We start from the raw sequence: 18070 nt of genomic DNA, 5'->3' as shown, positions 1-18070 counted from the left end.
GAGACAATTGAGTAATCTGGAAACAGCGATCGCGGTTGCCGCAGCCGCCCATATGGATCAGAAGGATTGCAACGGGGATCCCTATATCCTGCATGCCTTGCGGGTGATGATGGCGCAGACCACAAGGGAAACACAGATACTTGCTGTCATGCATGATATGATTGAGCATACGGCGACATCACTGAATGATATTTATTCCTTTGGCTTTGATGACGATATTGTCTTAGCGCTCAATGCCATCACGCGTCGCGATGATGAAGACCATCTGGTCTTTGTGAAGCGTGCCTGCTCTAATCCAATTGCCCGGCCGGTCAAGATCGCCGATTTGCTGGATAATCTGCGTCTTCACCGCGATGACGCGGAGCGCAGCAGAGGCTATCGGGAGGCTTTGCAAATGCTTGGCGAGAAGCCCTGATCTCCAGCCTGCGGACAAGGCTGAAGACCGGCGACAACGCGGCGCGAAGCTGCTCAGAGTTCGTTTGGTACGTTGCATGACATTCAGGCGTTGCGGGTGAAACTTTTTCTGATCGCCCCGGTTAGGACGCCGTACCATTCCGGTACATGTGGAGGAATGACCATGGCGAACAATCAGCAGGACAACAAGAAACAGGCCTCTGGCAAGCAAGGCGGAAGCCACGAACAGCATGTCAAGGCTGGCGAGCAGAGCCATAAGAATGAAGAGAAGAAGTCTGGCAGTGGCCAGACGGGCAAATCCAGCCAGTCAAACGACAAAAAGTAAGTTGTCTCGGGAGAGCCCGTCGCCCGCGCCGGGCTCTTTCTTGCCCTATGACGCTCTTAAGTCTGATGAGGTCCGACATAGGGCCGGTCGACGATCTCCCGCAAAGCGAAGCTTGAATTGATCTTGACCACATGCGGCAGCGCGGACAGCCAGTCGCGGTGAATGCGTTCGTAGTCTTCGAGATCTTTTGCTGCGACCCGCAGGATTTAATCATATTCCCCCGACATCAGATAGCAGACCAGCACATTGGGGCACCGTTTGACTGCGGCCTCGAACTCGGCGAGGGTTTTGGTAAACTGGCCCGACAAGGAAATATGGACAATCGCGATCATCCGATAATCCAGAGCTTTGGGTGACAGGCGGGCGTGATAGCCGGCAATGATCTGGTTCTTTTCCAGACTGTCGAGCCGGCGCGAACAAGCAGATGGCGACAGACCGACTTTTTCTGCAAGCTCCGCATTGGTGATACGGGCATTGGCCTGCAAGGTCCTGAGGATTGCAAGATCAATCGGATCAAGAGTGCTCATTCGAAGAACCTTCGAAACAAAGGGCTGGGTACGCAATAATCCACCAGAATACCGATGGTTGCAAATCCTCTTTGCAAGGACATTGCGTGCTGGAGATGGTTTGATTTCAGAATGGATAATGAGCCACAGAACGTGGGCGAACAGAGAGGAACGTCTATGCGTGTCGGTTGCCCGAAGGAAATCAAGAACCATGAATATCGTGTTGGGCTGACCCCCGATGCAGTGCGTGACTACGTGGCCCATGGCCATGATGTCCAGGTGGAAACCAGCGCCGGAGCCGGCATCGGCGCCGATGACGCCAATTACAGTGCAGCCGGCGCGCGGATCGTCGCGTCATCGCAGGAAATCTTCTCAAAATGCGACATGATCGTGAAGGTGAAAGAGCCGCAGCCCGAAGAATGGGAACAACTGCGCGAGGGCCAGATCCTTTACACCTATCTGCACCTGGCTCCTGATAAAGAGCAGACCAAGGGTTTGCTTTCATCGGGTGTGACAGCCATCGCCTATGAAACGGTGACCGATGATCGTGGTGGTTTGCCCCTGCTGGCGCCGATGTCGGAAGTGGCCGGCCGACTGTCCATTCAAGCGGGCGCGACTGCGTTACAGAAAGCCAATGGTGGACGCGGCATCCTGCTGGGTGGCGTGCCGGGCGTGCTGCCAGCCAAGACCACCATCATCGGCGGCGGGGTGGTCGGATTGCATGCGGCCCGGATGGCCGTCGGACTCGGGTCCGATGTCACCATTCTCGACCGTTCTCTGCCGCGTCTGCGCCAGCTCGATGATTTGCTGGCGGGACGTGTGCATACGCGTTATGCCAGTCTGCAGGCGATTGAGGATGAGGTCTTTGCGGCGGATCTGGTGATCGGCGCCGTGCTGATACCGGGCGCAGCCGCCCCCAAACTGGTCAGCCATGACATGTTGTCGGGCATGAAAACTGGCGCGGTCATCGTCGATGTGGCGATTGATCAGGGCGGTTGTTTTGAAACCTCCCGGCCGACCACGCATTCTGACCCGACCTATCTGGTGGAGGGAATTCTGCATTATTGTGTGGCCAATATGCCCGGTGCCGTGCCGGTTACTGCAGCCCATGCGCTTAACAATGCCACGCTGCGTCACGGGCTTGCGCTCGCTGACCGGGGGTTGCGTGCGCTTGCCGAGGACAGGCATTTGCGCAATGGGCTGAATGTCCATCGGGGGCGGATTACCAACGGACCGGTGGCGGAAGCCCTCGGTTATCAGGCCTATGCAGCGGAAACGGTGCTCAATGTCGCATGAGGGATCGAACCCCACAGGCCTTCTTGCAACGAGGTCTGCGGGGTGCGGCAGATTTTGACTTAGCTCGCCTGTCGTCACTTCCTTCTGAAGCGGGCTTTCCGAGGCGGGCTGAAGGCAGGCATGATCGAAAGATCAACCACGCCAGTTCAGGAAATGTCTTTCGATCTGTGTGATGATGGCGTTGACGATCAGACCCAGCAGCGAGAGGATGGTTACACCGGCAAACAGCTTTTCGAGATCATAGAGCGATCCGGCTTCCAGAATGTAGGAACCGATGCCGAACTGCGCGCCCAGCATTTCAGCGGCGACCAGAAGGATGATGGCGATGGAGATCGACACCCGCAAACCTGACAGGATGGCAGGGAAGGCGCCGGGCAGCACGATCTTGCGGACGATCGACCACCAGCCCAGGCCGAAGCTCTGGCCCATACGGATAAGGGAGCGATCGACATTGTCGACCGCACCATAGGTTGCAACGACCGTCGGGGTGAATGTTCCGAAGGCGATGAGCATATATTTTGACATCTCGTCAATGCCGAACCAAATGACAAACAGCGGCAGCAGCGCGATTTTCGGGATCGGAAACAAGGCGGCAACGAGCGGTACCAGACCGGCGCGCACATGGCTGAACAGACCGATCATCACACCAAGGCTGACGCCGGCTGCAATGCCAAGGCTGGCGCCCACAAGGAGGCGGCGCAGCGATGGCAACAGATGCTGCCATAACAGACCCGTCTGCCAGAGCTGGACAAATGTTTCGAGGACGGCGGAAGGGCGGGGCAGCGTCAGATTGGAAATAAAACCAACACGTGTTCCGACTTCGGCCAGCGCGATGAGGGCAATGAACAGAATGAGCGCGACATGGCGAACCGGTCGGGGTGCGAAGCCGCCCCCGCGAAACGGCACCGGACGCACGATCTGTGCTTGTTGCTTGAGCGGGGCGATTTCAACCATGAATGAGCTCCTGATCTGCGGCCTCGGCCTCCGCCCGCATCAATTCCCAGAGTTGCTTTTGCTTTTCTTCCAGCACGGGATTGCCAGGCCGGCGCTCGCCCAATGGAATATCGATGTCGACGATCTCACGGATTGTTCCCGGGCGCCGCGACAGCACAACCACGCGATGACCGAGCCGAACCGCTTCATTGAGATTGTGGGTGACATAGACGGATGTGAAAGGTTGTCGGCTCCACAATGTGACCAGATCGTCCATCAGCAATTCGCGTGTCTGACTGTCAAGGGCCGACAGGGGCTCATCCATCAGCATCACCGCCGGCCGTACCGCCAGAGCGCGGGCAATCGCCACGCGCTGACGCATCCCGCCCGAGAGCTGCTTGGGTAGAGCCTTGCGGAAGTCGACGAGCCGGGTCCGTTTGAGCACATTGCTGATGATCTGCTCGGTTTCCGCGCGACTGATCGGGTGATCCTCAAGCACCAGTCGGATGTTGCCTTCGACGCTGCGCCAGGGCAGCAAGGCAAAATGCTGAAAGACATAAGTGAGCGGATTGAGCGAGTCTGACGGCGGCGTTCCAACTGCCAGCACCTTGCCGGCGGTGGGACGCTCAAGTCCACCCAGGAAACGCAGCAATGTCGATTTCCCGCAGCCCGAAGGTCCTATCACGCAGACAATCTGTCCGTTTGGTATCCGCAACGACAGGTCCTTGAGGACTTCAACCGGGCCATAGTTATGGCCGATGTTTTCAAGCAGCAGATCCATTTAACTCCCCACACCGAAACGCGCTGATCCGGCAGGCTGTTGCCGGCTGATCGTTTTCGATCTGCCGCCAATCAAGCGTTGCTTGCAGCGTTGCGGCATCACTTTGTTAGATTGTTTTGACAAAGGAGGTGTCGAAAAGCTTTTCCTTTGTCACCGCTTCCTTGACCATGCCTTCGGCGCGAAACCAGTCGAGTTGTTCGATACAGCTGGACAGGGAGAGAGCAAGCCCCTTGTTGATGCGCATGGCGCCATCAACCAGGTTCTGTCGTGCTGTCTCAAACGGGCTGTCGCTCTCGACATATTTATGCACGATCCGCGCGAGATCATCGCGGGCTGCATCATCGGTGTGATTGTCGACAAAGGCGGCATTATAGTCGTCAATGGCCCGTGAATAGGCTTTGACGAAAGCCTCGGTCATGGCGCGTTGATCGCTGGCATTGCGGGTTGAGGTAAAAGCGGTCGTCACCTGATAGTCCGGCGCATAATCAGCAACAAGGCCGATCTGCTTGGCGGCACCGTCACGGATGAGCTTTCTGGCGACATTGGGCTGGATGGCCCAGGCGTCGATCTGGCCCGTCGACAGGGCACCAACCACCGCGCCGAGCTTTTGCAACGGCCGCAATTGAATGTCGGAAAGCGCAATATTGTTGGCTTTTGCAATCTTGTGCGCCATGAAATGGAACGAGGATCCCGCGGTGGTGATGCCGAAACTATGCCCGGCGAGCCTGGAGGGATCGGTGAGGCCGCCATCATAAGCCTTGTTGGAGGCAAGGATGATATTGCCGGTGATGCCTTGTTCCTCGCAAAGCGCGCCGCCAATCACCTTGATTGCACCCTTGTCCGCCAGGCTGATCAGACCGCCGCTCATGGCGGTGACGCCGAAATCCGCATCCCCCGATGCGATCGCCACCGCCATGGGTTGGGCGGCTTCGAAGAATTTCAGTGCGATATCGAGCCCGGCATCTTTGAAATAGCCACGCTCAAAGGCGATATAGCTGGGAGCATGGCTTGCCAGATGCAGAACGGCAAGATTCCGGGTGGCGGCGCGGACGGGCGAGCCCAGCACCACGCTGGCGCCGATAGCACTCAGTCCGATCAGGGCCTGTCGGCGGGTTGGGGACAAATCCATGCGGGCGCTCCTGTGCTGTTCGGTCTGCGCATGGTTTAGATTTCTCTGCGCGGCCCGGCAAACAAAATTTTATTACGTCTCTTCCATCTAGCCTTCCCGGCTTGTTTTCCATGACAGGGACGATGCGCATTTTCAGCCGCTGCAATGATGCGCAAAGGCCTGTTCATGCCGGGAGAGGAACAGTCTCATCTGCGCTAGCAGTGCTTCCGGGGCCAGTTCCGGAAGCAAGTGACCGCCGGAGAGGCCTTGCCCGGTAACATCGTTGGCCCAGTCATTCCAGATGGCGAGCGGTTGCCTGTTGCCGCCATAGGTTCGGCCCTGTTCCCACAAAACCAGCACCGGGGCGGTGATCCGCCGTCCTGCCGCGCGATCATTAAGATCATCTATTTCATCGATCCCTGCTGCGGCGCGATAGTCTTCGCAGATGCCATGCCGCACCACAGGGTCGCGGAAGGCCTGCCGATAATCGGCAAGGGCGAGGGGATGCAACTGATCGAGGCTGCCAGCCATTTTTGCCAGGGTCGCATCGATGATGAAGCCCGGATCGCCCGACAGCAGTGTTTCCGGCAGTGGTTCGGGCTGGGCGAGCATGAACCAGTGCCAGGCGCCCAGACCGAAGGCTTTGCTGGCCCCCTCCCACATTTCTGGGGTGGGGACGACGGTCACCGAGATCAGGCCCAGCACCATGTCAGGATAATCGAGTGCCATGCGATAGGCGACGCGTCCACCGCGATCATGGCCGCAGACCACGAAACGCTGATGGCCAAGGGCTTGCATCATCTCCACCAGGCTTGCGGCCATACGGCGTTTTGAACCGGCTCCTTGAGCGTCAGCGGTGATCCGGCTGCGACCATAACCGGGCAGGTCCGCGACAATAACCTGATGCGACAAAGCCAGCGCGGGCGCGATCCTGTGCCAGGCGGCCATGGTTTGCGGATAGCCGTGCAGTAGCAGGATCGGCAGGCCTTGTCCGGCCGACATCACCGCAAAGCGAACAGCTTTGGTTTGCACATCCTGCATCTTGAAATCCGGAAAGAGTTCCGGAAAGAGTTGTTGTCTTGCCAATTGCATGGTCCGCCACCGGTTGTTGTTAGATCCCTGTACCGCGTCTGATAGCATGAAATTGCTTGATCGCCGCATTGCCGGCGAATAGGTGCGGGAACGAAACGCGGCGGGCCTTTGGGCTCTGGTTCATTTGCCGCCTTTGTTGTCGGAGCCGCGATCATCGCGGCGAGGGCGCGATCGTCCCGAATGGGGGGCGAACGCGCCGGCAGAATTGCCGGGCATCCGCGCATGCGGATTGTTTGTCAAGGATTGAAACAGCGCCGCGAGTTTCTGGGTCGCCGCCTCGAGTTGCAAAGGCGTATAGGCTGCAAAGCCGATCAGAAAGCCCTTCCTATCGGTGGTGCCAGCGTGCAGTGAAGACAGGCCAATCAATTCGATACCGATCCTTGCGGCCGCCTCGACGACAGTCTGTTCGCACAGATTGCAGGCCAGGATGCAGGGCAGCTGCAATCCGCCTGCGGGTACCTGTGGGATGACGAATTCCGAGAGGTGCCGGTCAACCAGCTGCTGCAATGCCACCAGTCTCTGGGCATAGATACGCCGCATGCTGCGGATATGAATGCCGAAAGGTCCGCCTTCGATGAAGCGTGTGAGCGTGTATTGGGCGATGGACGCGCTGTGACCGTCAAGCAATGTGCGGGCGGCGGTCATTGGCTTTACCAGGCTCTGCGGCAGCACCGCATAGCCAATCCGCAGGCCGGGAAACAGCGATTTGGTGAAGGTGCCGATATAGAGGGTTCTGTCATGGGTATCGAGCCCCTGCAGACAGGCGGTGGGCTTTCCGACATAATGAAATTCACTGTCATAGTCATCTTCGAGAATGAAGGCGTTGTGACGCTGTGCCCAGTCTATCACCTGCAGTCGCCGCTTCAGTGAAAGCGTTGTGCCGGTCGGAAACTGATGGGATGGCGTCACAAAAACACTCCGCCCCGGCTTGGGGTCGCTGATGATAGGAGCAAGGGCCATGCCCTGCTGGTCCACAGCCACCGGAACCGAGATGAGCCCGGCTGCATCAAATGCCTTTTGCGCACCCTGATAGACCGGGTTTTCTATATAGATGCGCTCGCCGGGGTCGAATAGCATGGTGGCGAACAACGTCAGGGCCTGTTGTGAGGAGGTCAGGATCAGCACCTGATCGGCTGTAGTGCGGGCACCGCGTTCAAGATTGAGATAATCCGCAATGGCCTGGCGAAGCGGCTGCACGCCTTGCGGATCGGCATGACAGAGGGCGTCCGCGCCAAGTTCCTTGATAACCTGGCGTTGCAATCTTTCCCAGATCGCCAGTGGAAAGCTCCGCACGTCCGGAACGCCGGGCGCAAACGGTCGCGGTGCCTGAATTTCAGTGATACCGCCAAGCCCGAACAGCGCATCACCGCGCCTGCTGAGTTGCGAGGATGATTGCCGGGTGGCATGGGGGCGCGGGCGGGATTGCCGCGATTGCAATTCCGGGGTCTGCGCAACGAAGCTGCCGCTGCCAACCCGTCGATCGATGAAGCCTTCGGCATGCAGCTGTGCATAAGCGGCTTCCACGGTATCCCGGGACACGCCGAGCGATTGGGACAGGCTGCGTGAGGCAGGCAAAGGCTTGCCCCGCTTCAGACGTCCATCAACGATCAGCTGACGGATTGCCCGCTGGATGCGAGCGTGAAGCGGCATGCTGGCATGGGTTGGATGGCTCAGCCAGGCCTTCACCGATTCGAGTTGCGAATGCTTGAACAATGGTCTGATCTTCCCCGCGAAAATGGCTGGAAATATCAGGCCAATGATCGGTTAGATGTCAAGCCAGTTATCGCATCGTTTCTGGAGAAAGCCATTGATGCCGTTTAAGCCATCCAACCCATCCATTACAGCCGCAGATATGCTTCATCCCGTCGTCGCGGGCTTTATTTCGGTGATCGTCAATTATGGCGGAACATTCATTCTTGTCTTTCACGCGGCCAAGGCCGCCGATTTGAGTCCGGAACTGACCGCATCCTGGGTCTGGTCGGTATCGGTCGGGGTGGGCCTTACCGGTCTTTATCTCAGTTGGCGTTACCGGGCCCCGATCATCACGGCCTGGTCGACGCCCGCTGCAGCATTCCTGGTCACAGCACTTGCCACCACCTCCTATGCGCAAGCGGTGGGCGCCTACATGATCTCGGCCTTTGCTTTTGTTCTGCTGGGCCTGTCGGGCTATTTCGACAAGGTCATTCGTTTGATCCCCGCCGGTATTGCGTCGGGTTTGCTGGCAGGGATATTGTTGCAATTCGGGATCGGCGCCTTCGCAACGGCGAGCGTTGACCCGCTGCTGGCAGCGGTCTTGATCACTGTTTATCTGCTCGTCAAGCGGGCATTGCCTCGCTACGCCATCGTTGCGGTGTTGCTGGCTGGTCTGGTGATGCTGTCTTTTGAAGGCCGGATCGATGTCTCGAAATTGCAGCTCGAATTTGCGATGCCGGTATTGACCTGGCCGCAATTCAGCGTCAATGCCACGCTCGCCATTGCCCTGCCGCTGTTTGTGATCACGCTGACCGGGCAATATATGCCGGGGATGCTGGTGCTTCGCAATGATGGTTTTGACACCAGCGCCAATCCCATTGTTGCGGTGACCGGCCTTGGCTCGCTTGTGATGGCGCCATTTGGCGCGCATGCCCTGAATATCGCCGCCATCACTGCGGCCATCGCCACCGGGCGTGAAGCCCATGAAGATCCGGGTAAAAGATGGATCGCCGGGATTGCTGCGGGAAGCCTTTACGTCCTGGTTGGAATATTTGGTGTCACCCTGGCAGGATTGTTCATGGCATTACCGTCGAGTTTCATCACCCTGCTGGCCGGCCTTGCCCTGCTGGGTGCGATTGCGACGAGCCTGGCGGGGGCGATGGCAGAGGCTGCCACACGCGAAGCCGCCTTGATCACATTTCTTGCCTGTGCGGCCAATATCACGCTTTTAGGCATTGGTGGGGCGTTCTGGGGTCTGATGATTGGCCTGGTTGCCGGATTGATCTTGAACGCGCGTCGCAGCCCTCAACCCTTGCCCGAACGCCGGCATACCCAGGTCGGTGCCAGGGAAACAGGGCCGCAACAGCCCTTTTGATCTGAGGCGAAACAAGGAGGGGGCGCCTGGCGCCCCCATAGACTATCAGTCGTTCCGATCAAGGACGCGCGACATGCTCAGCGCCAACAAGGTGCAGATCGCACCCGATATCAGATAGCCACCGATAAACACGATACCGAGACTGGTGGCAAGGCCAAGCGCGACGAGCGGCGCGAAAGCTGCGCCGACCAGCCATGCGAGGTCTGAAGTCAGGGCAGCGCCGGTATAGCGGTAATATTGGGTGAAGCGCGAGGAGACGGCGCCCGAAGATTGCCCGAAGGTCAGTCCGAGCACGCCAAAGCCGATCAGAATATAGGCGTCCTGCCCGGCGCTGCCGGCATCAAGGAGGAAGGGGGCGGAAAAGCTGAAGATGGCGATCAATATGGCCCCAAGCATCAATTCCCGACGTCGACCGATGCGGTCTGCGATGAAGCCGGACAGCACGATGCCGACAATGCCGACGGCTGCGCCGGCGATCTGAACCAGCAGAAAGCGTTCAGCGGGTTGCGCGCCTGTCAGCATCACCCAGCTGAGCGGAAAGATGGTGACAAGGTGAAACATGGCGAAGCTCGCCAGCGGGACAAATGCCCCCAGAATGACGTCGATACTGTGCTTGCTGAGCATTTCAAACACCGGCCGCGGCTGCAGTTCCTGGGCATCCATTGCGGCACCGAACTCGCTGCTTGCGACGATGCGCAGGCGTGCGAACAGCGCCACCACATTGATGGCGAAGGCGACGAAGAACGGATAGCGCCAGCCCCAGGCCAGAAAATCCGCCTCGCTGAGATTGTGAACGAAATAGGCGAACAGCGTGCTGGCGAGCGCGAAACCGATCGGTGCCCCCAATTGCGGGATCATGGCATAGAAGCCGCGTTTTTTTGGGGGCGAACTCAGGCTGAGCAGCGACGCAAGCCCGTCCCAGGCCCCGCCAAGGGCAAAGCCCTGACCCAGCCGGAACAGAGCCAGCAGCAGCACCGCCCAATATCCGATCGTTTCAAAGCCTGGCAGGAAGGCGATCGAGGCAGTGGATCCTCCCAGGATCAGCAGGGCGAGAGTCAGCTTGGTTCCACGACCATATTGCCGATCGATCCACATGAAGATGAAGGAGCCAATCGGGCGTGCGATGAAGGCCAGCGAAAAAACCGCAAACGACATCAGCGTCGCGGTCACCGGATCTGGTGCGAAAGGGAAGATCAGCCTGGGGAACACCAGGATCGAGCCGATGCCATACACAAAGAAATCGAAGAATTCGGAGGTTCGTCCGATGACAACACCGATGGCGACATTGCCGGGGGACAGGGGCTTTCCGTCGCTGTGGATGCGGCGTGCGTCTTGTTCAAGACCTTTTGAAGTCGGTGTGGCTGACGAACTCATGAAACTCTCCAAAAGCGTAGCAATGGTTTTATGATGTCGCACCATGTTACGATATCAAGGAAAAGGCGAAAAAAAAAGTAGATATAGTTGCCCAAATGCCTGGTTTACTACGAAATCTGTATAAATTGAAAAATTGGACTTTCCGAAATCCAATTGTGCCTTATCATGTTGAAAGGAACAGAATGTAGGTCGGATCAAACATGGACGCATTCTTGAGTTTCACACGAAAATCGCTGCTGCTCCTTGTTGTGGGACTGGGGCTGGCGGGCTGCAACATGGTTGTCATGTCTCCCTCGGGTGACATCGCGGCACAGCAACGGGATCTGATTGTCATTTCGACAATCCTGATGTTGATTATCATTGTTCCGGTCATTTTCCTGACATTCTACTTTGCCTGGCGCTACCGGCAGTCCAACACCGCCGCCCGTTATGATCCGGAATGGCATCACTCGACAGCGCTGGAAGTGGTGATCTGGACCGCGCCCTTGTTGATCATCATCGCTCTGGGGGCGATCACCTGGGTCAATACGCACAAGCTTGATCCCTACCGGCCGCTTGACCGGATTGATCCCGCCCGTCCCGTTGCTGCCGGAACCGAGCCGCTGGTTGTTGAAGTGGTGGCGCTCGACTGGAAATGGCTGTTCTTCTATCCAGATTATGGCATTGCCACCGTCAACGAGATGGCAGCGCCGGTTGATCGGCCGATCGCCTTTAAGATCACGGCGTCGTCGGTGATGAATTCCTTCTACATCCCGGCACTTGCAGGCATGATCTATGCCATGCCCGGCATGCAGACACGGCTGCATGCGGTGATCAACAAGCCGGGTGATTTTGAAGGCTTTTCCTCCAATTTCAGCGGTGAGGGCTTTTCGCATATGCGCTTTGCGTTTCGCGGGCTTGAACAGCCGGATTTTGACAGCTGGATTGCAAAGGTGAAGCAGAATGGCACCATGCTCAACCGGGATAGTTATCTCAAGCTGGAAAAGCCGAGTATCCGTGAACCGGTGCGATATTTCGGGGCGGTCGAGGAAGGGCTTTACGAAGCGGTGTTGAACATGTGTGTGCGTCCCGGCCAGATGTGCATGCACGATATGATGCATATTGACGCGATGGGCGGCGGCGGTCTGGATAGTCACGACAATAAGTCGAGGCTCGAACATGACAATCGGCATGGCAGTCAAGCCCTGCCGATCGATGCCAGCGAAGCGGCAACGCTGCCAGGCGCAGCGCAGCAGCAAGGCCATGAACACCACATCATGCCGTAACCCGGCCGGATCCGCATCCTGCTTGCGCGCGGAATGGAGAATTTCGATGCGATCCGCTGTTTGAACGGGAGTGAGCGTCAAGCCGCGGCGACAGATAACGTTAACCTCGGGAATGTCCATCATGATCGGCGATAACAGTGCTAGCAGTATGATTTTCGGGCGGCTCACGCTGGAGGCCATTCCTTATCATGAGCCGATCCTGCTGGTCACCTTCATCGGGGTGGCGATCGGTGGCATTGCCGTGGTCGGACTGATCAGCTATTTCCGGCTTTGGTCCTATCTATGGCATGAGTGGTTTACCAGTGTCGATCACAAGAAGATCGGCATCATGTATATCATTCTGGCTCTGGTGATGCTGCTGCGTGGCTTCGCCGACGCGATCATGATGCGCATCCAGCAGGCGATAGCGTTTAATGGCTATGAGGGCTATCTGCCACCGCATCACTATGACCAGATTTTCACCGCCCATGGCGTGATAATGATTTTCTTCATGGCGATGCCGTTCGTGACCGGTTTCATGAACTATGTGGTGCCGCTGCAGATTGGCGCGCGGGATGTGTCCTTTCCGTTTCTGAACAATTTTTCCTTCTGGATGACGACCGGTGGTGCGGTGTTGATCATGATGTCGCTTTTCGTCGGCGAGTTTGCGCGCACCGGCTGGCTCGCCTATCCGCCCTTGTCGGGGATTGACTACAGTCCCGACGTTGGCGTCGACTATTATATCTGGGGTCTGCAGGTGGCGGGGGTCGGTACTACCCTGTCGGGGATCAACCTGATCGCAACCATCGTCAAGATGCGGGCGCCGGGCATGTCATTCATGAAGATGCCGATCTTCACATGGACGGCGCTCTGCACCAATGTGCTGATTGTGGCAACATTTCCGATCCTGACAGCAACGCTGGCCCTGCTGTCGCTCGACCGTTATGTCGGGACCAATTTTTTCACCAATGATCTTGGTGGCAATCCGATGATGTATATCAATCTCATCTGGATATGGGGCCATCCGGAGGTCTATATTCTCGTGTTGCCGGCATTTGGCATTTTTTCGGAGGTGGTGGCCACCTTCTGTGGCAAGCGGTTGTTTGGTTACGCATCGATGGTCTACGCAACCTGCGTCATCATGATCCTCTCCTATATTGTGTGGCTGCATCATTTCTTTACCATGGGTTCGGGCGCGTCGGTCAACGCCTTCTTCGGGATCACCACGATGATCATCTCAATCCCCACCGGGGCAAAGATGTTCAACTGGTTATTCACAATGTATCGCGGACGCATTCGCTTTGAAGTACCGATGTACTGGACGATCGGTTTCATGGTGACCTTCGTGATCGGGGGTATGACGGGGGTGATGCTGGCCATTCCGCCTGCTGATTTCGTGCTGCACAACTCGCTGTTTCTGATCGCCCATTTTCACAATGTGATCATCGGGGGTGTGGTCTTCGGCCTGATGGCCGGACTGGTCTATTGGTGGCCGAAGGCCTTTGGTTACAAGCTTGATCCATTCTGGGGCAAGATGAGTTTCTGGTTCTGGCAGATCGGCTTTTTCTTTGCCTTCATGCCGCTTTACGTGCTGGGTCTGAAGGGCGTGACCCGCCGCGTCAGTCAGTTTGAAGACGCCTCGCTGCAGATATGGTTCATTGTGGCGGCTTTCGGCGCCGGGCTGATCGCGCTGGGCATCGCCTCCTTTCTGATCCAGTTGGTGGTGAGCTACCGCAAGCGCGACGCCTTGCGCGATTGGACCGGCGACCCCTGGGGTGGGCGCACGCTGGAATGGTCGACGGCGTCCCCGCCACCGGATTATAATTTTGCCTTCACTCCGGTCGTGCATGATCATGACAGCTGGTATGACATGAAGAACCGCGGCTATGAGCGGCCGTTAACGGGTTTTCGCCCCATCCATATGCCGCGCAATACCGGTGCCGGTGTGATCCTTGCGGCTTTGAGTGTGGTTCTTGCCTTCGCACTGATCTGGCATATCTGGTGGCTGGCTGCAGTGTCGCTGCTGTCTTTGCTCCTGGCGGCGATTGCCCATACGTTCAACTATCACCGTGACTTCTACATCCCCGCCGAGACGGTGGCGGTGACCGAGGACGCACGTTCGAAACTTCTGGCCCGGTAGGTTTGACACCATGACCCAGACCCGTCTCGACACTGCCGAAAAGCCGCAATTCTATCTGGTTGAAGATCATCATCCGGAAAACAGCACCATGCTGGGCTTCTGGCTTTATCTGATGAGCGACTGTCTGATCTTTGCGGTTCTGTTTGCCACCTATGGGGTGCTCGGTCGCAATTATGCTGCGGGCCCGGCGCCGGCGGATTTGTTTGACCTCAATCTGGTTGCGATCAATACCGCAATGCTGTTGTTGTCATCGATCACCTATGGTTTTGCGATGCTGCAGATGCAGCGCGACGAGAAGACCGCGACATTGTTCTGGCTGGCGATCACTGGAATTTTTGGTGCGATCTTCCTGGCGATAGAGGTTTACGAATTCAGCCATCTTATCAGAGAGGGGGCGGGGCCGGGGCGTTCGGCGTTCCTGTCATCCTTTTTCACACTGGTTGGCACCCATGGGCTGCATGTCACCTTTGGCATCATCTGGCTGATCACCCTGATGCTGCAGGTGACGCGTCATGGATTGATCGTCGAGAATAGGCGTCGGTTGATGTGTCTCTCGATGTTCTGGCACTTCCTGGATGTGATCTGGATTGGTGTGTTTTCCTTTGTTTATCTGTTGGGGGTTCTGGGATGAGCATTGACGGCAATCAGCACGACCTGGAAAAAGGCAGTCACGACCTGCATGCTTCGGCGACGGGGGAGATTCACGCCAGCTTCAGCGGCTATATGACGGGCTTTGTCCTGTCGATCATTCTCACTGCGATCCCGTTCTGGCTGGTGATGGGAGATGTCTTGGCCAGCAAGCAACTGACCGCGATGCTGGTCATGGCGATCGGTGCCGTCCAGATTGTGGTTCATATGGTGTATTTTCTGCATATGAGCCCGCGCTCGGAGGGCGGATGGACATTGATGGCGCTGATCTTCACGCTGATTATCGTGGGTATTGCCCTTGCGGGCTCGCTGTGGGTCATGCATCACCTCAATGCGAACATGATGCCGGTTAGCCATGACATGATGAAGAATATGCCCTGATCACATCGCGGCCATGCCCTGAATTGGTCCGGCTGGCGACTGCGGCCCAAACAGGTCAATCACGACGGTCCGCGAACATGTTTCGATCTGTTTGGATCAGGCCGGCACGCCCATCATCTTACGCAAATGAGGATCGTCGCCTGATCTAAGGGGTACGAGATATCACGCCGTTAAAATGATCGCTTGCTTTGCCCGCTCTCGCGTTTTCCCCGGCGCGCGCCGCCTTCGCATGCCTATGCGAGAGGTTATGAGGCGTTTCTGGTTTTCGGAGCCACAAAGGGCGCCGCACCACCCATCCCGGGGTATTCATATATCAACAAAGGCTCAGGAGAAGGCCCTTCAGTTGCGCCCGGTCGAGGGTGCAGTCCTTCCCGGATCGGAATCAAATTTTGACAAATATTAGAGATGAATGAAATAAAGAATTTATAGCTATATTGTCATAATTTGAGTTATATATAATATAATGTATCGATATAGCCACTATAAAAATTGCATGTCATCAATATAAAAATGTATTTTCATGTCATTGTAGCGCTTAATATTTATAAGCGCTCGAAGGTTTAGGCGGGCAGGTCTTTTGTTTTATTCTGTATTTGAGCAGTCTTCAGTATTTGGTTAAAGCGCTCTTGGAGAGACTTTGCATGGAGACAATTCTTTCTCAGTTTCTCGGCGGCATAACCGGGGGCTCGGTTTCGGGCAAGATTGTCCATCTTTCGGATGCGGGCCTCGTCATCAATGCCGTGACAGGGGCGCTGGGTGGCGTCGCGGGCGGACAACTGATCAGCCATATTCTTGGCAATACCGCAATGGCTACGGGTTGGGATCCCGGGGCGTTCATTGGCCCATTTTTCGATGGCGCGCTGGCCGGGGGGCTTGTGCAAATCGCCGCCTGCATGGTTCTCACCCGGCTGTTGCTGCATGATTGATACCGGCGCCATCCACCGCATCACTTCGGCGCGGTTTTGGCAAACGGGCCGGATGTTCTCGTCCCCTGGCGCCAGAGCATATAGGGGGCCCGGGTTTTGCTGGCCCCGGCCTTGCCAAGCGATCATGGCGCGGCCGGTCATAAGCGCGTTGCGATGCCAAGGTCGATCGGAAAGAAATGTGAGGGATCAATGCTGAAGATCATCGCTTTCCTCGCGGGTTTGCTGCTGGTTCTGCTTCCACCGCCGGCCGCGCCCAAACATGTGGTGGAGAGAGCGCGGCCAATGACGCAGCTTCAAAAATGCTGCAGCGACAACTATCTGCTTTGCCATCCATTGAACGGGCGCGCGGCTGCCAGACCGGGGACCGAAGCGGGTTTTTCAATGCCTGTCGGGAAGTGGCGATCAAGATCAATGAGGTTCAGCAGCAGCTTGGGTCTACGACTAAGACCAGTTGCACGCATGTGCGGACAAGAGAGGTTGGCCGCGTCAAATCGCTGCGCGCTTCAGAACGGGCACCGCAACAGGCGGTGGCTGTGAGGCGGGCGTCGGTGCGATCAGCCGATGTGATGCCAAGAAAGCGCCGTGCGCCGAAGAACGCGCTGCAGTTTTGTGTTCGCCTTTCGGATGGCTATTACTTCCCCACCCCCAATTCGCAATATGGCCAGAAGGGCGGAGCCGACACGGCGCTGGCGCAATGCCGCATGATCTGTGAGACAGAGGATATGGCGGTTTATGTTCTGAAAGATCACAATGATGAAAGCGCCGACATGGTGTCGGTCGCCAAAGGGCAATCCTATGCCGATCTTCCGGTGGCCTATAACCACCATGGCGGTGAGGCGTTTCAACGCTGCAACTGGAATGGCTATGTGGCCAGGATGCGCGATCATCTCCTGCTGCGTCAGCAGTCAAAGCTGCTTGCAAAGCTCGATATACCGCTGCCGGACAAGCGTCCCGATCTCAACAGCGCTGCAACGGATGCACGCATCTATTCCGACTACAAGCCGATGCCGGATCGGGCTCTGCGCAGTGTTGGCCCCAGTTTCATGCCGGACACATCCAGTGACAGGATCGGCCGCTTTCCGGTTTCCGACGAAGAGACCGGCTTCTGATCCGGGCAAAACTGATCTGAATGCTCTCAGCATAGACCAGGCATAGCCGGTGCCAGGCGGTCGAAGCGAATGCAATTGAAAGGTTGTGATGACGCGGGCTTTGCCGATCATCCTGCACGCATGCTTTGTCATCGGCCGGCCGGAAAATGAGTTTCCGGCCGGCCGATGCGCATTGCACGGAGTCAGATTCGCAATAACCCGGTCAATGACATCCCTCGCCCGAACCAGGGACGTTGTGCAAAATCGCTTGACAGAGTCGATTCCGCTACACACCAAAAAAGCTAGCACACCGGTCCATGCCTGCGTAACTCCAGCAAAGAGGGGATATATGAGCGTGTTTCGATCAAGGCAGGGCATCGGCCTTGCTCACGCGCTGCGTCCCGGCAATCACTTGTAGGCTACCACTGGCAGCCTATCACTTTGCACAGGACTGACGCAGCTACTGCGCACGATAAAGCATGGGTCACAATCACTACCCGTTTCACCATCGCAGTGAATATGCGTTAATTGCTCGATACTTGAACAGGTCCGCGATCTGTCGGGGTATCTTCATCCAGACCATCGTCAATCGAGATAGAGATAGACATAGAAATACAAACAGAGAAGGAGTGATGACATGGAAATATTCACGACTGTCTTTTTATCGGCACCACGCAACGGGTCGGCGCGCAGTGGGCGCAAGGCGGATGGCACCGTTGATGCAGGCTATGTTTTCTACGAATAGCC

Annotated in this window: 16 protein-coding genes and 1 pseudogene; 10 read left to right on the top strand and 7 right to left on the bottom strand. The window is 56.9% G+C overall.

Annotated elements, in window-relative coordinates; genetic code table 11:
* Positions 1-7 precede the first annotated feature (7 nt).
* Both RT142_RS11085 and RT142_RS11080 read left to right on the top strand, forming a co-directional pair.
* Positions 8-415, top strand: a complete 408-nt coding sequence (locus tag RT142_RS11085; RefSeq protein ID WP_313028631.1) for a GTP pyrophosphokinase — start codon at positions 8-10, stop codon at positions 413-415.
* A 162-nt stretch (positions 416-577) separates the two neighbouring features.
* Positions 578-739: a hypothetical protein gene (locus RT142_RS11080; protein ID WP_167659796.1), complete on the top strand. Its 162-nt coding sequence runs from the start codon at positions 578-580 to the stop codon at positions 737-739.
* Positions 740-795: 56 nt separating this feature from the next.
* Here RT142_RS11080 and RT142_RS11075 read toward each other — a convergent pair.
* Positions 796-1266, bottom strand: a pseudogene (locus RT142_RS11075) (Lrp/AsnC family transcriptional regulator).
* Between the two features lie 156 nt (positions 1267-1422).
* Between RT142_RS11075 and ald the strand changes: the two are divergent.
* The gene (gene ald / locus RT142_RS11070; protein WP_313028629.1) at positions 1423-2541 is read left to right on the top strand and encodes an alanine dehydrogenase; all 1119 of its coding nucleotides are present in this window, start codon (positions 1423-1425) and stop codon (positions 2539-2541) included.
* Between the two features lie 132 nt (positions 2542-2673).
* Here ald and RT142_RS11065 read toward each other — a convergent pair whose 3' ends face one another.
* The 5 genes from RT142_RS11065 to RT142_RS11045 all read right to left on the bottom strand — a co-directional run bounded on the left by RT142_RS11065 (position 2674) and on the right by RT142_RS11045 (position 8168).
* On the bottom strand, positions 2674-3495 hold the full coding sequence (locus RT142_RS11065; RefSeq protein ID WP_007881323.1) for an ABC transporter permease: 822 nt from the start codon (positions 3493-3495) through the stop codon (positions 2674-2676).
* Positions 3488-4255 carry an ABC transporter ATP-binding protein gene (locus RT142_RS11060; RefSeq protein WP_313028627.1) on the bottom strand — a complete coding sequence of 256 codons (768 nt, stop codon included), beginning with the start codon at positions 4253-4255 and terminating at the stop codon, positions 3488-3490. Before RT142_RS11060 ends, RT142_RS11065 begins: the two co-directional genes overlap by 8 nt.
* Positions 4256-4361: 106 nt before the next feature.
* Positions 4362-5384 (bottom strand): ABC transporter substrate-binding protein, encoded by a 1023-nt coding sequence (locus tag RT142_RS11055; protein ID WP_094544115.1) that lies wholly within the window; start codon positions 5382-5384, stop codon positions 4362-4364.
* A gap of 132 nt (positions 5385-5516) precedes the next feature.
* A complete protein-coding gene (locus tag RT142_RS11050; protein ID WP_312471124.1) occupies positions 5517-6449 on the bottom strand; it encodes an alpha/beta hydrolase in 933 nt (310 codons plus the stop codon).
* 126 nt (positions 6450-6575) lie between these two features.
* The gene (locus RT142_RS11045) at positions 6576-8168 is read right to left on the bottom strand and encodes a PLP-dependent aminotransferase family protein (RefSeq protein ID WP_313028623.1); all 1593 of its coding nucleotides are present in this window, start codon (positions 8166-8168) and stop codon (positions 6576-6578) included.
* Positions 8169-8265: 97 nt separating this feature from the next.
* Here RT142_RS11045 and RT142_RS11040 point away from each other — a divergent pair, with 97 nt between their 5' ends.
* Complete coding sequence (locus tag RT142_RS11040; protein WP_313028622.1) at positions 8266-9522, top strand: benzoate/H(+) symporter BenE family transporter; 1257 nt, start codon at positions 8266-8268, stop codon at positions 9520-9522.
* A 45-nt stretch (positions 9523-9567) separates the two neighbouring features.
* Here RT142_RS11040 and RT142_RS11035 read toward each other — a convergent pair whose 3' ends face one another.
* A complete protein-coding gene (locus RT142_RS11035) occupies positions 9568-10896 on the bottom strand; it encodes an MFS transporter (RefSeq protein ID WP_313028620.1) in 1329 nt (442 codons plus the stop codon).
* 200 nt (positions 10897-11096) lie between these two features.
* Here RT142_RS11035 and cyoA point away from each other — a divergent pair, with 200 nt between their 5' ends.
* The 6 genes from cyoA (at position 11097) to RT142_RS11005 (ending at position 17344) form a co-directional block, all read left to right on the top strand.
* Positions 11097-12161: a ubiquinol oxidase subunit II gene (gene cyoA, locus RT142_RS11030; protein ID WP_313028619.1), complete on the top strand. Its 1065-nt coding sequence runs from the start codon at positions 11097-11099 to the stop codon at positions 12159-12161.
* Between the two features lie 121 nt (positions 12162-12282).
* Positions 12283-14280 (top strand): cytochrome o ubiquinol oxidase subunit I, encoded by a 1998-nt coding sequence (gene cyoB / locus RT142_RS11025; RefSeq protein ID WP_007881308.1) that lies wholly within the window; start codon positions 12283-12285, stop codon positions 14278-14280.
* A 10-nt stretch (positions 14281-14290) separates the two neighbouring features.
* Entirely contained in the window at positions 14291-14911 is a 621-nt protein-coding gene (cyoC, locus tag RT142_RS11020; RefSeq protein ID WP_007881306.1) for a cytochrome o ubiquinol oxidase subunit III, read from the top strand.
* Positions 14908-15309, top strand: a complete 402-nt coding sequence (gene cyoD / locus RT142_RS11015; protein WP_007881304.1) for a cytochrome o ubiquinol oxidase subunit IV — start codon at positions 14908-14910, stop codon at positions 15307-15309. Before cyoC ends, cyoD begins: the two co-directional genes overlap by 4 nt.
* A gap of 641 nt (positions 15310-15950) precedes the next feature.
* Entirely contained in the window at positions 15951-16235 is a 285-nt protein-coding gene (locus tag RT142_RS11010) for a hypothetical protein (RefSeq protein ID WP_007881302.1), read from the top strand.
* A gap of 299 nt (positions 16236-16534) precedes the next feature.
* Positions 16535-17344, top strand: coding sequence for a DUF2865 domain-containing protein (locus RT142_RS11005; RefSeq protein ID WP_007881300.1), 810 nt, complete (start codon positions 16535-16537; stop codon positions 17342-17344).
* Positions 17345-18070: the final 726 nt, after the last annotated feature.

The organism is Brucella sp. (genome assembly GCF_032066345.1).
Classification (GTDB): domain Bacteria; phylum Pseudomonadota; class Alphaproteobacteria; order Rhizobiales; family Rhizobiaceae; genus Brucella; species Brucella pseudogrignonensis.
The sequence above is the reverse complement of the archived record's forward strand: the minus strand, read 5'-3'. Positions and strand labels throughout refer to the sequence as shown.

What these genes read in the sequence shown, in the direction of transcription:
- RT142_RS11080 (WP_167659796.1), top strand. Translation starts at nt 578, where the DNA reads ATGGCGAACAATCAGCAGGACAACAAGAAACAGGCCTCTGGCAAGCAA.
- ald (WP_313028629.1), top strand. Translation starts at nt 1,423, where the DNA reads ATGCGTGTCGGTTGCCCGAAGGAAATCAAGAACCATGAATATCGTGTT.
- RT142_RS11065 (WP_007881323.1), bottom strand. Translation starts at nt 3,495, where the DNA reads ATGGTTGAAATCGCCCCGCTCAAGCAACAAGCACAGATCGTGCGTCCG.
- RT142_RS11060 (WP_313028627.1), bottom strand. Translation starts at nt 4,255, where the DNA reads ATGGATCTGCTGCTTGAAAACATCGGCCATAACTATGGCCCGGTTGAA.
- RT142_RS11055 (WP_094544115.1), bottom strand. Translation starts at nt 5,384, where the DNA reads ATGGATTTGTCCCCAACCCGCCGACAGGCCCTGATCGGACTGAGTGCT.
- RT142_RS11040 (WP_313028622.1), top strand. Translation starts at nt 8,266, where the DNA reads ATGCCGTTTAAGCCATCCAACCCATCCATTACAGCCGCAGATATGCTT.
- RT142_RS11035 (WP_313028620.1), bottom strand. Translation starts at nt 10,896, where the DNA reads ATGAGTTCGTCAGCCACACCGACTTCAAAAGGTCTTGAACAAGACGCA.
- cyoA (WP_313028619.1), top strand. Translation starts at nt 11,097, where the DNA reads ATGGACGCATTCTTGAGTTTCACACGAAAATCGCTGCTGCTCCTTGTT.
- cyoB (WP_007881308.1), top strand. Translation starts at nt 12,283, where the DNA reads ATGATCGGCGATAACAGTGCTAGCAGTATGATTTTCGGGCGGCTCACG.
- cyoC (WP_007881306.1), top strand. Translation starts at nt 14,291, where the DNA reads ATGACCCAGACCCGTCTCGACACTGCCGAAAAGCCGCAATTCTATCTG.
- cyoD (WP_007881304.1), top strand. Translation starts at nt 14,908, where the DNA reads ATGAGCATTGACGGCAATCAGCACGACCTGGAAAAAGGCAGTCACGAC.
- RT142_RS11010 (WP_007881302.1), top strand. Translation starts at nt 15,951, where the DNA reads ATGGAGACAATTCTTTCTCAGTTTCTCGGCGGCATAACCGGGGGCTCG.
- RT142_RS11005 (WP_007881300.1), top strand. Translation starts at nt 16,535, where the DNA reads ATGCTGCAGCGACAACTATCTGCTTTGCCATCCATTGAACGGGCGCGC.